This is a genomic window from Amycolatopsis sp. NBC_01307, from assembly GCF_035975215.1.
Taxonomy (GTDB): Bacteria; Actinomycetota; Actinomycetes; order Mycobacteriales; family Pseudonocardiaceae; genus Amycolatopsis.
Genome location: NZ_CP108403.1, coordinates 10148627 through 10161973, shown reverse-complemented (window position 1 = coordinate 10161973; position 13347 = coordinate 10148627). Strand labels below are relative to the sequence as shown.

Here is a 13347-nt window from a genome sequence, read left to right as displayed (position 1 = left end):
ACTCACGACCGGAAGCTGGCCCGGTAAGCGTTCGGGCTTGTTCCGACGACTCGCTTGAACCGCTCCCGGAACGCCGTCGGTGAGCCGAAGCCCACCTCGCCCGCTATCCGGTCCACCGCGTGGCCCGTCGCCTCCAGCAGGTGCTGCGCGCGCCGGACGCGCACCCGTAGCAGCCACTGCAGCGGCGTCGTGCCCGTCTGCTCGCGGAAGCGGCGGTTGAGCGTCCTCGTGCTCATCCCGGCGTACGCGGCGACGTCCTCGAGGGTCAGCTCCTTCGCGCAGTTCTCCTCCATCCACGTCAGCACCGGCTCCAGCGCCGAGCCGCGCGGGGTCGGGGGCTGGTCGTGGACGATGAACTGGGCCTGGCCCCCTTCGCGCTCCAGCGGCATCACCGACAGCCGGGCCGCGTCGGCCGCCACCGCCGAGCCGTGGTCGCGGCGGATCAGGTGCAGGCACAGGTCCAGCCCGGCCGCCGCGCCCGCCGACGTCAGGAACTGACCGTTGTCGACGTAGAGGACGTCCGGGTCGACGTCGATCGCCGGGTGCCGCCGGGCCAGCTCGGCCGCGCCGACCCAGTGCGTGGTCGCGCGGAGGCCGTCGAGCAGGCCGGTCTCGGCGAGGATGAACGCGCCCGAGCAGATCGACGCGATCCGCGCGCCCCTCGCGGCGGCCCGCCGCAGCGCGTCGAGCACTTCGGGAGCCACCGGCGGGTTCGCGTCACGGCCCGGCACGATGACCGTGTCGGCGTCGTCGAGCCCGTCGAGGCCGAACGGCGGCCGCAGGGTGAACGCGCCCGCGTCGACCTCGGGGCTCGCACCGCAGATCCGGACCTCGTACCCCGGCCGCCCGCTCGGCAGCAGCGTCCGGGAGAACACCTCGATCGGCGTCGCCAGGTCGAAGGGGACGACCCGGTCCGGCGCGAGGACGGCCACGATGTGCATGCCGTCCACGATAGGCCCGGCCTACCCGGCCGCCGGCGGCTCCGGGCGGAGGCTGCGCAGCATCAGGTTGGCGAAGTGCTCGCCCACCTGCTCACCCGACAGCTCACCCTCGGCGTGGTACCACATGCCGAGGCGGTGGATCGCGCCGTAGTGGTAGTTGATGACCAGGTCGGCCGGGACGTCTTCGCGGAAGACGCCCGCTCGCTGGCCTTCCTCGACGAGGTCGCGCACCCGCTCGTGGTAAAGCCGGCGTTCGGCACGCACCTGGACCTGTTTGGACTTTTCGAGCAGCGGGAACGACTGGAAGAACACGGTCGCCGCGTCGAGGTCCGCAATGGACGTCACCACGACGTCGGCGATGATGGCGTGCAACCGTTCCGGCAGCGGCATGTCCGACTCGGCGATGGTCCGCATCCGCTGGGTCTGCATCCGCAGCATCGCGCTGTAGATCTCGAACAGCAGGTCGTCTTTGGACTCGAAGTAGTGGTACAGGCCACCTTTGGTGACGCCGGCCGTCTCGACGATCTCGCGGACCGTCGTGGCCTCGAACCCCTTCTCGGCGAACAACCGCACCGCGGCCCGCATGACCTTTTCCCTGACCGCCATGTCTTCACCTTAAGTGAGAGGGTGGGCCGGCTCGCGCGGCGCCGCGAGCCGGCCCACGTTCCTCTACTTCCCCAGCAGGTTCACCTGGTCGGGGGTGGCGCGTTCGCCGCTGTACGGCGTGATCGCGCCGGTGCCCCGGTCGGTGACGGCCGGTTGCTGGATCACCGTCGTGGTCGTGTCCGGGTTGATCTTGAACACGTACCCGCCGGTGTACCCCGAGTGCGAGTCCTTCGAGAATCCGAACGGCGTCAGGCCCGGTCCTTTGAGGGAACCGGAACTCATGGCTTCGACGATCTTCTGCCGCGTCGGGTCGGGCCCGGAGGCCTTGAGTGCCTGCGCGAACGTGTAGGCCAGCACCATGCCGTAGAACAGCGTGTTGGTGAGCTGCTCCTTGGGGATGTACTTGTCGTGGATGCCCTTGAAGTAGGCGACCCACGGGTCGGACGTCTGCGCGACGTCGGGCAGGTAACCGGTGCCGATCAGCCCGTTCAGCAGCTGCGCGCTCGACACGCTCGCGCCGCCGCGCTTGGCGAAGTCCTGCAGCAGCCCGGAAAGCGTCGCCGGGTCGGCGCCGATGCTGCTGACGACGAACTGCGGCTTGTAGCCGATCTTCGCCGCGGCCAGGATGGACAGCGCGGTGAACGCCGGGATGCACTCGCACACGACGACCTCCGCGCCGGCCGCCTTGAGCGCGGACAGCTGCGGCGTGACGTCGGTGTTGGCGCTGTCGTAACCCTGCTTGGCGACCGTCTGGTCCTTGATGAACTGGTCGAGGCCGGCCTGGGTGTCGCGGCCGACGTCGTCGTTCTGGGTGAAGTAGCCGACCTTCTTGCCCGCGAAGGTGTCCTTGATGTACTTGCCCTGGATCTTGCCCTCCCGGGTGTAGTCCAGTTGGTACCCGAAGGTCATCGGCGCCTTCTGCGGGTTGTCCCAGGCGAGCGCGCCCGACGACACCAGCAGGTCCGGCACGCCTTCGGTGTTCAGGTAGTCGACGACCTTGGAGTGCGTCGGCGTGCCGAGGCCGCCGACGATCGCGAACACCTTGTCCTGCAGCACGAGCTTCTTGACGACCTCGACGGTCTTGGTCGGGTTGTAACCGTCGTCCTCGACCTTGTAGTCGATCTTGCGGCCGTTGATCCCGCCGCCGTCGTTGATCGACTGGAACACCGCGCGGGCGCCGACGGAGATCTTGCTGTAGCCCGGCGCGGCCGGCCCGGTGAGCGGCTGGTGGGTGCCGATCACCACGGAGTCCTTGGTGACGCCGACCGCCGAGTCCGCGGCCTGCGTGCCGCTGGTGTCGGACTCCCCCGCACCGCCGCACGCGCTCAGCGCCAAGGCCAGGACCGCGATTCCCGCGACGGTTCTAGTGCTTCTCATGGGTCTCCTTTTGCTCGGCGGATCGACGGAGAAGTCCTCGCAGCCGGCTGAAACCGCCCTGGATGCCGCGCGGGAAAGCGAGCACGACGACGATGAGGATCACGCCGTACACCGCGAGCGGGAGGTTGTTGGCCACGTCGGTGTTCAGGTGCAGGGCGTCGGCGAGGTCCTCGGACCACGCCTGGAAGTAGACGAGCGCGATCGCGCCCCACAGCGCGCCCCAGAGCGACCCGAGCCCGCCGAGGACCACGGCGGCCAGCAGGCTCAGCGACAGCGCGGGCGTGAACGAGCCGGGCGCGGCGGTGCCGAGCAGGAACGCCTGCAGGCCACCGGCGAGCCCGCCGCAGACGGCGCTGATGAGGAACGCCAGGATCTTCGTGCGCCCGACGTGGATCCCGCTCAGCGAAGCGGCGACCTCGTCGTCGCGGACGGCGCGGAAGGTGCGGCCGAGCTTGCCGCGCACGACGTTCACCACGAACACCAGCGCGATGAGCACGCTGAGCCAGACGATCCAGGTCTGCCAGCGCAGTTCCGGCACGACGCCGACCAGGCCCGCCGGTCTGCTGTGGACGGTGAAGCTCAAGCCGTTGCTGCCGCCCAGGAAGTCCTGGAACCGGCGGGTCAGCGCGGGCAGGCCGACGGCCAGCGCGAGCGTCGCCCCGGCGAGGTAGGGCCCGCGCAGCCGGGCCGCGGCGGCCCCGGCCAGCAGCCCGCCGAGACCGCCGGCGGCCGCCGCGAGCAGCAGGTCGGCCCACAGCGGGAACGCCGGGACCCGGCGCACCAGCAGCGCGACGGTGTACGCGCCGATGAACATGAACGCGCCGTGGCCCAGGGAAACCTGGCCGGTGAGGCCGGTCAGCAGCGTCAGCCCGGCCACCGCGATCAGGTAGTAGCCGACGGTCGCGATCCGCAGGTTGGTGAACTCGTCGGTGACCAGGGAGAGCACCACGACGACGGCGAGCGCGCCCAGCGCGGCCAGGATGTGCAGGACCAGGGGCGGCAGCCGGCGCTTCCCCGCGCGGGCGGGCGAACCGGCCGGGGCCTCCGGGAGACTCGTGCGCACGCTCACACCCGCCTCGCCTTCGCCCGGCCGAACAGCCCGGCCGGCCGCAGCGTCAGCACGATCACCAGGATCGCCAGCGCGGCGATCGTCACCGTCTCCGGTCCGAAGTAACCGGACACGTAGGACAGTCCGACGCCGAGCACGAACCCGCCGGCGATGGTGCCCAGCGGGTTGTCGAGCCCACCGAGCACGGCCGCGGTGAGCGCGTAGACGAAGACGCCGTCCAGGACGTTCGGGAACAGGAACGGCGGGGTGGCCAGCAGCCCGGCCAGCGAGCCGACGGCCGCCGCCATCCCCCAGCCGACGGTGAGCATCACCCCGACCCGCACGCCGAGGGTGCGCGCGACGTCGGGGGCGAACGCGGCCGCCCGCATCCGCAGGCCGAGCGGGGTGTACTTGAACACCACCAGCACGAGCGCGGCGATCGCGAGCACCACCAGCACCACGAACAGGTCGTTGGCGGAGAACCGGCCGACGAAGTCGAAGGCGTACGGGTACGCCAGCGGCTCGTTGGACCAGATCATCCCGGCGACCGCCTGCAGCACCAGCAGCAGCCCGAGGGTGACGATGATCGAGCTGAGCTCGGAGCGGTGGCGCAGCGGGCGGATCAGCAGCCGTTCGGTCACGACGCCCAGCAGCGTCCCGGCCACGATCGCGACGGCGAAGCCGAGCCAGTAGCTGCCCGTCCCCTTGGTCACCGAGTACGCGAGGTACGTCGAGATCAGGGCGAGCGCGGGCTGCGCGAAGTTCACCACCCGGGTGGCCCGGTAGATGATGACCAGCGCGAGCCCGAGGGCCGCGTAGACCGCACCGGCGGAGATCCCGCCGAGGGTCAGGTCGAGGAATTCCTGCATACCGGACCGTTCACCTCCCGTTTGATGGTCAGCAGCGTCAGAAGCCGAGGTAGGCGTGGCGGAGGCCGTCGTCGGCCAGCAGCTCCGCCGCGGTGTCGACCGCCACGACGCTGCCGAGCGCGAGGACGTACCCGTTGTCCGCGATGGACAGCGCGCTGTGCGCGTTCTGCTCGACGAGCACCACGGTGAGCCCGGTCGAGGCCCGCAGGTCACGCAGGATCCGCATGATCCGCGCGGTGATCAGCGGCGCGAGGCCGAGCGACGGCTCGTCCAGCAGCAGCAGCTGGGGCCGGCTCATCAGCGCCCGGCCGATGGCCAGCATCTGCCGCTCGCCCCCGGAGAGCGTCGCGGCGAGCTTGGCCGAACGTTCTTCCAACGGCGGGAAAAGCTCGAACACCTCGCGTTTCGCGGCCGCGCGGTCGGCGCGGTCCCGCCGCCACAACGCGCCCAGGCGGAGGTTCTCCTCGACGGTCAGCTCGGTGATCACGCCACCGCCTTCGGGCACGTGCGCGACCCCGCCGCGCGCGATGCGGTCCGGCGCCCGGCCCCGCAGTTCCGTGCCGTCCCAGGTGATCCGGCCTTCGCGGGCCGGCTGCAGGCCGCTGATCGTGCGCAGCAACGTCGTCTTGCCCGCGCCGTTCGCGCCGAGCACGGCGGTGATGCCGCCGCGGTCGACGGTCAGGCTGACGCCGTCGAGCGCGCGGACGGCGCCGTAGGCCACGGAAAGGCCCTCGATCTCAAGCACCGGTCGCCTCCTCGGCGGGGAACGCGTCGACGTCGAGCACCGGACGCCGTCGCGGCCGGATCGCGGGGGCCCTTCGCGGCCACCCGGGGTCGGCCAGGCCGGCCGCCAGGCCGTCGAGCACCCGGCCGCTCCCCGGTCTGATCGGCCGGATCGTGTTGTGCGCCAGGGAAAAGCCCCGCACCTCAAGCACCGGTCGCCTCCTCGGCGGGGTCGCCGAGGTAGGCCTCGGCCACGCGGGGGTCGGCCTGGATCTCGGCCGGGGTGCCCGCGGCGATCACCTCGCCGAAGTTGAGGACCACGACGCGGTCGCAGACCTGCATCACCAGATCCATGTGGTGCTCGACGAGCACCACCGCCATGTGCCGCCGCAGCGACAGGATCAACGTCGTGAGCTCGACCAGCTCGGCGGCCGAGAGCCCGCTCGCCGGTTCGTCGAGCAGCAGCAGGTCCGGTTCCGCGACCAGCGCGCGGGCCAGCGCGACGCGTTTCCGGACGCCGTAGGGCAGCACACCGGGCAGGCGGTCGGCGAGGTCGGCGATGCCCAGCTCCGCCAGGGTCGCCCGGGCCCGGTGGGCGAGGTCGGCCTCGTCGCGGGCCGAGCGGCCGATACCTGCGAGGGCCGGGAGCACGCCGGAGCGAGCGTGCCGGCCCGCGCCGGCCATCACGTTCTCCAGCACGGTCAGCCCCGCGAAGAGGCCGAGGCCCTGCAGCGTGCGGACGATCCCGAGCCCGGCGAGGTGCTCGGGGCGGTGCCGGACCAGCGGCGTCCCCCGCCAGAGGACGCGCCCGGACTGGGGGCGGACGAAGCCGCAGATGACGTTGAACAGCGTCGTCTTGCCGGCACCGTTGGGGCCGATGACGCCGACGACCGTGCCCTCGTCGACGCTCAGCCGGACGTCGCGCAGCGCGGTGAGACCACCGAACCGCACGGTGAGGCCGTCGACCACGAGCAGGCCCTCGCCGGGAAGTGTCATCGATGACCCCTCTAGTTCTCACCATGTGGACCAGTCCGTACCGCGCGGTCGGTATGAAGAGGGTGGGGCGCGGCGCCAGCCGTGTCAAGGTGCGAACCGGCAACATCCGGATCTTCCGGGCCGGTCCGAAAATTTCGCGAAGCACGGCCTCGGCGGGAAGCGGCGACGTCCGCGAAACGACCGAAGGCGGGTGCGCAGAGTGCGCACCCGCCTTCGGCGGTGGAAACCCCCGGGATCAGCCGGTACCGGACTGCGGCGCGATCATCTCCGAGGCGTCGACCTTCGTCTGGATGATGCCCAGCTGCTGGAGCAGGTCCGGCACGCGCTGGATGCGGCGGGCGTCGAGCGTGGAGCCGAACGTGGGCATCACCATCAGGCTCGCGACGTCCTGGTCCACCCGGGCGTTGCGGACGACCAGCGGCTCGATCCGGCCGCGGTCCACCGAGTCGCGGGTGGCCTTGAGCATCGCGCGCTGGAACGCCGCCATCGTCCTGGGGTGCTCCTGGACCCACTTGCCGGTGGCGCCGAACCCGGTCAGCGGGAACGACTGGGTGCTCCCGCTGGCGGCGTCGACGACCGGGTACGCGCCGGCCACCTTGGCGGCCTGGGTGAGGAACGGCTCCGGCTGGTACGCGGCGTCGACCTTGCCCTGGGCCAGCGCGGCGCCCATCTCCGGCAGCGGCATCGGGACCCACTGCACCTTGCTGAAGTCGATGCCGTGGTCGCGCATCACCGACCGGGTCAGGATGTCCGACGCGGCGTTCTTCGAGCTGATCGCGATCCGCTTGCCGCCCAGGTCGTTCACGGTCTTCACCGGCGAGTTCGGCACGGTGACGACCTCGTTGCTGAGCGGGCTCGCCGAAGTCGCGTCGGCCACCAGCCGGACGTCGGCGGAACCACTGCTCTTCGCCAGGAAGAACAACGTGTACGTGGACAACGCGATGTCGTCCTGGCCCTTCGTCATGCGCGTCAGCGATTCCTGACCGCTGGCGGCGAGGTCGGTCTGCACGTCGAGACCTTCGGCCTTGAAGTAGCCGCCTTGCTGGGCCAGCCACAGCGTCGCGAGGTCGACGGCGGTGAAGATGGCGACCCGGATGGCCGGTTTCTCGACGTCGCCACCCGCGGAACCGCTTCCGCCCGCCTGGTTGCAGCCGGCCAGCAAAAGCCCGGCGGAAAAGAGCACAGCGAACCGCCGTAACGAGGCGCGTCGGAACATGACACTCCCGGAAAACACTGGACAGATCAGGGAAACCGGCCGGTATGGCCGTGATCTGCCGGACTGTAGATGACGCTTTCCACAGCCGCAAACGTGTTGCCGACAAAAGAGAACACGTTATTTCCGGAAAAGGATCACCGGACATCGTTCAGTGCGGAGCACGCAAGCAACCCACCAATACACCGCCACGGAAATGAGCAACGGCAAATTGCAATCGGCGTTTTCCCGTCGAGGACGATCCCGATGTGCGCGCGGTCGGTCATCGGCTGACCCGCGCCCGGCGCAGGCGGCGCGTCCACCGGGCGACCAGCCGGCCGAGGCGCTCCTCGGCCCGGCGGCGGTCCCGCTCGTTCTGGCAGGTGGCGGTCCACAGCTGGCTGACCGGGATCATGATGGCTCCTCTCGCCGGGGGCTTCCGGCAGGACGACGCCGTGGTCCGCCCGGATCGACAGAGTCCGGAGAAAGTTTCCGGGACCCTGTCGATTCCGGCCCGCGGCCGCGTCGGGTGGGTGAGAAGCTGCACCGGACGATCAGGAGGAGCCTTGCGGTACATGCTGATGATCTGCGACGACGGCGCGGAGCTGTTCAGCCCGCCCGAGATCGACGCCCGGCCGGAGTTCGTCGCCTGGCTGCGGGACGTCGAAGCCCGCGGCGCCACCCACGTGGGGACGCTGCTTCGGCCGCCCGCCGAAGCCGTCACCGTGCGGGTGCGCGACGGGCAGCGGCTGACGTCGGACGGCCCGTTCGCCGAGACGAAGGAATGGGTCGCCGGCTGCGAGGTCGTCGAGTGCGAGGACCTCGACGAGGCCATCGCGATCGCGTCCGCCCACCCGTCCGCCGGGCGGTTTCCCATCGAGATCCGGCCGTTCTGGGAGGACTGAGCGATGAAGTTCCTGATGTGGGTGTGCGTCGACCCCGAGCTCGTCGGCACCGCGGAAGAAGACCCGGGCGACTGGGTCGCCGAGGCCGGCGCGCGCCGGCTCGAAGGCAACCAGCTGCGGCCGGTCGGCGACGCGACGACGCTGTGGCCGCGTGACGGCGGCACGTTCGTCTCGGACGGCCCGTTCGCCGAGACGAAGGAGCAGATCGCCGGGTACGACATCCTCGAGTGCGCCGACCTGGCCGAGGCGATCGACGTCGCCGCGGCGCACCCGGTCGCGAAGTTCGGCGCGATCGAGCTGCGGCCCGTGTGGGAGTGACCGAGTCCGTCGCCACGGCGGTCGACGAGGCCTTCCGCACCGAGTGGGGCCGCGTCGTCGCCACCCTGATCCGGGTCACCGGCGACTGGGACCTGGCCGAGGAGTGCGCCCAGGAGGCGTTCGCCAAGGCGCTGGCCACCTGGCCCCGGGACGGCGTGCCGCGCCGTCCCGGGGCGTGGCTGACGACGGCCGCCCGCAACCGGGCCCTGGACAAGCTGCGGCGCGGCACCGCCGAGGCGAACCGGCTGCGCGAGCTGGCCGTCACCGCATCCGTCGACGACGCGCCACCGGAACCCGACGACGTCCCCGACGACCGGCTGCGGCTGATGTTCACCTGCTGTCACCCGGCGCTGCCGCTGGAAGCGCAGGTCGCGCTGACGCTGCGGACCCTCGCCGGTCTGACGACCCCGGAGATCGCCCGCGCGTTCCTGGTGCCCGAACCGGCGATGGCGCAGCGGATCGTGCGGGCCAAGCGGAAGATCCGCAACGCCCGGATCCCCTACCGCGTCCCGCCCGCCGAGCTGCTGCCCGAGCGGACGGCGGGTGTGCTCGGCGTGCTCTACCTGCTGTTCAACGAGGGCTACTCGGCCAGCGCGGGCGCCGACCTGGTCCGCCAGGCCCTGACGGCCGAGGCGATCCGGCTCGCGCGCGTCGTGCTCCGCCTGCTGCCGGACGCGCCGGAAGCCGGCGGGCTGCTGGCGTTGATGCTGTTCCACGACGCCCGCCGCGCGACCCGCACCGACGACGAAGGCGACCTGATCACCCTCGCCGACCAGGACCGCACCCGCTGGGACCGCGCGCTGATCGACGAGGGCGTCGCCGTCCTGGACGGGGCGCTGGCGCTCGGCCGGCCGGGCCCGTACCAGCTGCAGGCGTCGATCGCGGCGTGCCACGCGACGGCGTCGCACGCGGCGGACACGGACTGGGCCCGGATCGCCCGGCTGTACGAGCTGGTGGCGAAGCTGAACCCGTCCCCGGTGGTCGAGCTGAACCGGGCGGTGGCGGTGGCCATGGCCGACGGGCCGTCCGCCGGCCTGACCCTGGTCGACGCGCTCGCGGACGGCGGGCAGCTGGCGGGTTACCACCTGCTCCCGGCCACGCGTGCGGACTTCCTGCGTCGCCTGGGCCGGGCCGGCGAAGCGGCCGAGGCGTACCGGGCGGCGCTGGAGCTGGCGCCGACCGACGCGGAGCGCCGTTATCTGGCCCGGCGAATCGGCGAATTGCAGTAACAAACCACCCGGCCGCGGAGACTCTGGCCGCGAATCGCGACGCGCGAAGAGGGTGGGGAACGATGAACGACTCCTGGAAGTACCGGCCGCCGCTGCTGTCTCCCAGGTTCGGCCACGAGGTGGCGCGCGCCGGCGACGACATCTTCGTCATCGGCGGCACCGACGGGAGCACCGGCCACAGCTCCGTGGAGACCCGCAAGGTGACGGGCCGCGGCGAGTGGCGCCACGTCAGCCCGCTGCCGGCCCCGCGCCGCGACCACGCCGTCGGGGTGGCCCGCGGCCGGGTCTACGTCGCCGGCGGCACCGTCGGCGACCGCCCCACCGACGCCGTCGACCGCTACGACCCGCAGCTCGACGAGTGGAGCCCGGCACCACCCCTGCCCGTCCCGCTCGCCGGGGCTTCGGCCGCCGGTCTCGGGGACCTGCTCTACGTCGCGGGAGGCGGCGCCGGGGACAGCGCCTCGGACGCGGTGCTCGTCTTCGACCCGGAGGAGAAGCGCTGGGACCCGGTGGCCCCGATGCGCACCCCCCGGACCCGGTTCCGGCTGCTCGCGACGGAAACCCACCTGTACGCCATCGGCGGGCTGGCCGGCGGGCCGCAGGACATGCTCGACTCCGTGGAGCGGTACTCGGCCGAGACGGACACGTGGGAAGCCGTGGCCCCGATGCACAAGCGGCGGGCGCTCCCCGGCGTCGCGCTGCTGGGCGACCGGATCGTGGTCGTCGGCAGCGAACCGGCGGCCGAGGACCCGATCGCGCGCGACCGCACGACCGAGGTCCTCGACCTGGGCACGGGAGCGTGGCACCTGCTCGCCACGCTCCTGCCCCACGGCCGGTCGTCGGTGGTCTGCACCGCCGGCGCACCGCACCGGGTCCTGGCGATCGGCGGCCGCGCGAACCCCTACGGCCAGCGGATCACGGTGCCCGGCGTGCTCTCGCTGAAGGTGCTGTGACTCAGCAGAACCAGCCGGACTGGACCCACCCTCTCTTGTTGACGTTGCCCATGGCGTAACCCTCGGCCCAGTCACCGCTGGGCGAGTACCGCGACAGCTCGAAGTGGTCGCCGCGGTAGAGCGTCCCGACGATGACGCCGGCGGGCTGCGTCCGGACGTACAGGTCGGTGGCGCAGATCTCGTGGACGGTCCCCGCCGAGGCGGCGGGGGCGAGGGTGATCGCCGCGGACACGGCGAGCGTCGCGGCCGCGAGACCGCCGGCGATGCGTGCTGTGGTCATGTCTTTCTCCCGTCAGTCCAGTGAAAAGCAGCTGCGGAGCAGGAAGCCCCACTTGCTCGCGCCGTGCCAGAAGACGTCGGCCGAGTTGTGGTCCGACGTGATGTACCGGACGCCGATGTAGTTGCCCTGCACGAGCGTGTCGATCGGGTCGGAGTGGCCCTGCCCGGAGGTGTAGTTGCCGAAGAGCGTGGCGGACGAGCACGTGATGTGGGCGGCGCGCGTCGGCACCCACGGGTCACTGATGGTGCCGCTTCCACTTTGGACGGTCGTGGTCCCGGCCTCCGCGGGGGCGACGGCGAGGCCGCCAGCCGCCGCGGCCAGTGCGACCACCGCGCAGGCGCGTTTGACGCTGGTGAACGTCATCATCGGTCCTTTCCTCAGCGGTTTCTCCGCTGCTCGGAAAAGAACTACCGAGTCGGCCGTCCCGGCGGAAGCCCACGTCGTGACCGTGCGTGCACACTTCGGGTCTCACCGTGCAACCGCGCAGGTCAGCGTGGCCCGTCCGACGGCAGGCGCGGCCCGCCGGGCCGGGCACCGGCGGCCGGTCCGGCTCCGGCGGATGTGCCTCCGCCGGGGCGGGACGACATACTGGTGCCATGCCCCGTCCGAAGCACGTCCCCGCGAGCGATCTCCGGCTCCCGGACGCACTGGAGCCGGGGCGGCCGAAAGGCGACCAGCTCCGCGAGATCATCGAAGGCGTCGCGACAGAGGCGGGCCCCGGCAGGCTGATGCCGTCCGAACGGTTCCTCGCCGAGCACTTCCAGGTGGCCCGCGGCACCGTCCGCCAGGAGATCAACCGCCTGGTCGCCGACGGCGTCCTCTACCGCCAGCACGGCACGGCGACCTTCACCGCGCAGCGCCAGGCCGCGCACATCGACATGCTGACGTCGTTCACCGAGGACATGAGCGCCCGGGGCGTCGTCCCGAAGACGAAGGTGCTGCACGCCGAGATCGAGAGCGCGGGCCCGCGCATCGCCGGCCGCCTGAACGTCCCCCCGGGCGCGCGGGTGTTCCGCCTGGAGCGGCTGCGTTACGTCGAGGACGAGCCGTTCGCGGTCGAGCGCACCAACCTGTCGGTCGACCGGTTCCCGGACATCGAGCTTTTCGACTGGGAGACGCAGTCCCTGCACCGCACGCTGGAGGAGCGCTGGGGCGTCCGCGCGGACTGGAACGACACGGCGATCTCCGCGGTCCTCCCGAACACCCACGACGCGGGCCTGCTGGGCATCGAGGCCACCCAGCCGTGCCTGATCATCGAAGGCACGCTCCACGACCAGAGCGGCGGCGTCATCGAGGCGGGCCGGTCGCTCTACCGCGCGGACCGCTACACGGTCTTCACCCAGGCCCGCCGCAGCGGCTAGGCGTAGTGCTGCAAGCGATTGACCTGGGTATCCGGTAATCGTGTGCGGTGGCCGGCCGAGGAGAACCGGCAGACCGGGCGTGGGCAGTGATCGAACCGCTGCCGCCGCCCGCGGCAAAGCGGTGGCCGAAGTTGTGGACCAAGGACGGCACCTGGGATCGGATCCTTGACCACGTCATCGTCAAAGACGACGCCGTCGGTGACCTCGAATGGGTCGTCTCGGTGGACTCGAGCGTGGTCAGGGCGCATCAGCACTCCGCCGGGGCCCGGAAAGCAGCATCGCCCGGATCGGGCCAGGCCGGCCACGATGTCGGCCGGAGGCGGTGATCGCGGACAAGGCGTATTCGCATCCCTCGACACACGAGGCGATGCGCCGACGGCGGATCACCTTCGTCAGCCGAACGCGATGACCAGATCGCCCGCCCCGCAGCCAAAGGCTCCAGCGGCAGGCGACCATCCGCCTTCGATGCCGAGGACTGCAAGCAGCCCGACGTCGTGGAGCGGTGCTCCAACCGGCTCGAACAGTTCCGTGACCCGGCTCCGATGACTT

Annotated in this window: 18 protein-coding genes; 6 read left to right on the top strand and 12 right to left on the bottom strand. The window is 71.4% G+C overall.

Features of this window, described 5'->3' with window-relative positions; all coding sequences use genetic code 11:
- Nucleotides 1–2: 2 nt before the first annotated feature.
- The 10 genes from OG439_RS45885 to OG439_RS45840 form a co-directional block, all read right to left on the bottom strand.
- Nucleotides 3–941: a GlxA family transcriptional regulator gene (locus tag OG439_RS45885; protein WP_326946592.1), complete on the bottom strand. Its 939-nt coding sequence runs from the start codon at nucleotides 939–941 to the stop codon at nucleotides 3–5.
- A 21-nt stretch (nucleotides 942–962) separates the two neighbouring features.
- Complete coding sequence (locus OG439_RS45880) at nucleotides 963–1547, bottom strand: TetR/AcrR family transcriptional regulator (RefSeq protein ID WP_326946591.1); 585 nt, start codon at nucleotides 1545–1547, stop codon at nucleotides 963–965.
- A 63-nt stretch (nucleotides 1548–1610) separates the two neighbouring features.
- A complete protein-coding gene (locus OG439_RS45875) occupies nucleotides 1611–2924 on the bottom strand; it encodes an ABC transporter substrate-binding protein (RefSeq protein WP_326946590.1) in 1314 nt (437 codons plus the stop codon).
- Complete coding sequence (locus OG439_RS45870; RefSeq protein ID WP_247061488.1) at nucleotides 2911–3987, bottom strand: branched-chain amino acid ABC transporter permease; 1077 nt, start codon at nucleotides 3985–3987, stop codon at nucleotides 2911–2913. The genes OG439_RS45875 and OG439_RS45870 overlap by 14 nt, the downstream gene beginning before the upstream one ends.
- A gap of 2 nt (nucleotides 3988–3989) precedes the next feature.
- Entirely contained in the window at nucleotides 3990–4841 is an 852-nt protein-coding gene (locus OG439_RS45865) for a branched-chain amino acid ABC transporter permease (protein ID WP_247061486.1), read from the bottom strand.
- A 37-nt stretch (nucleotides 4842–4878) separates the two neighbouring features.
- Nucleotides 4879–5586 carry an ABC transporter ATP-binding protein gene (locus tag OG439_RS45860; RefSeq protein WP_326946589.1) on the bottom strand — a complete coding sequence of 236 codons (708 nt, stop codon included), beginning with the start codon at nucleotides 5584–5586 and terminating at the stop codon, nucleotides 4879–4881.
- Nucleotides 5579–5776 carry a hypothetical protein gene (locus tag OG439_RS45855; RefSeq protein ID WP_326946588.1) on the bottom strand — a complete coding sequence of 66 codons (198 nt, stop codon included), beginning with the start codon at nucleotides 5774–5776 and terminating at the stop codon, nucleotides 5579–5581. Before OG439_RS45855 ends, OG439_RS45860 begins: the two co-directional genes overlap by 8 nt.
- Entirely contained in the window at nucleotides 5769–6560 is a 792-nt protein-coding gene (locus tag OG439_RS45850) for an ABC transporter ATP-binding protein (protein ID WP_326946587.1), read from the bottom strand. Before OG439_RS45850 ends, OG439_RS45855 begins: the two co-directional genes overlap by 8 nt.
- 235 nt (nucleotides 6561–6795) lie before the next feature.
- Nucleotides 6796–7776, bottom strand: a complete 981-nt coding sequence (locus OG439_RS45845; protein ID WP_326946586.1) for an ABC transporter substrate-binding protein — start codon at nucleotides 7774–7776, stop codon at nucleotides 6796–6798.
- Between the two features lie 259 nt (nucleotides 7777–8035).
- Nucleotides 8036–8167, bottom strand: coding sequence for a hypothetical protein (locus OG439_RS45840; protein ID WP_326946585.1), 132 nt, complete (start codon nucleotides 8165–8167; stop codon nucleotides 8036–8038).
- A gap of 160 nt (nucleotides 8168–8327) precedes the next feature.
- Here OG439_RS45840 and OG439_RS45835 point away from each other — a divergent pair, with 160 nt between their 5' ends.
- The 4 genes from OG439_RS45835 (at nucleotide 8328) to OG439_RS45820 (ending at nucleotide 11157) form a co-directional block, all read left to right on the top strand.
- Nucleotides 8328–8657: a YciI family protein gene (locus tag OG439_RS45835; protein ID WP_326951790.1), complete on the top strand. Its 330-nt coding sequence runs from the start codon at nucleotides 8328–8330 to the stop codon at nucleotides 8655–8657.
- A gap of 3 nt (nucleotides 8658–8660) precedes the next feature.
- Nucleotides 8661–8975, top strand: a complete 315-nt coding sequence (locus OG439_RS45830; RefSeq protein WP_326946584.1) for a YciI family protein — start codon at nucleotides 8661–8663, stop codon at nucleotides 8973–8975.
- Nucleotides 8972–10204: an RNA polymerase sigma factor gene (locus tag OG439_RS45825; RefSeq protein WP_326946583.1), complete on the top strand. Its 1233-nt coding sequence runs from the start codon at nucleotides 8972–8974 to the stop codon at nucleotides 10202–10204. The genes OG439_RS45830 and OG439_RS45825 overlap by 4 nt, the downstream gene beginning before the upstream one ends.
- 62 nt (nucleotides 10205–10266) lie before the next feature.
- Complete coding sequence (locus tag OG439_RS45820; RefSeq protein WP_326946582.1) at nucleotides 10267–11157, top strand: Kelch repeat-containing protein; 891 nt, start codon at nucleotides 10267–10269, stop codon at nucleotides 11155–11157.
- A 1-nt stretch (nucleotide 11158) separates the two neighbouring features.
- On the opposite strand, the gene OG439_RS45815 is transcribed toward OG439_RS45820, so the two are convergent.
- Both OG439_RS45815 and OG439_RS45810 read right to left on the bottom strand, forming a co-directional pair.
- A complete protein-coding gene (locus tag OG439_RS45815) occupies nucleotides 11159–11437 on the bottom strand; it encodes a hypothetical protein (RefSeq protein ID WP_247061473.1) in 279 nt (92 codons plus the stop codon).
- 12 nt (nucleotides 11438–11449) lie between these two features.
- Nucleotides 11450–11800, bottom strand: coding sequence for a hypothetical protein (locus OG439_RS45810; protein WP_247061472.1), 351 nt, complete (start codon nucleotides 11798–11800; stop codon nucleotides 11450–11452).
- 233 nt (nucleotides 11801–12033) lie between these two features.
- On the opposite strand from OG439_RS45810, the gene OG439_RS45805 reads away from it, so the two are divergent.
- Both OG439_RS45805 and OG439_RS45800 read left to right on the top strand, forming a co-directional pair.
- Complete coding sequence (locus tag OG439_RS45805; RefSeq protein ID WP_326946581.1) at nucleotides 12034–12798, top strand: GntR family transcriptional regulator; 765 nt, start codon at nucleotides 12034–12036, stop codon at nucleotides 12796–12798.
- A gap of 86 nt (nucleotides 12799–12884) precedes the next feature.
- Entirely contained in the window at nucleotides 12885–13124 is a 240-nt protein-coding gene (locus OG439_RS45800) for a hypothetical protein (protein WP_326946580.1), read from the top strand.
- Nucleotides 13125–13347 lie beyond the last annotated feature (223 nt).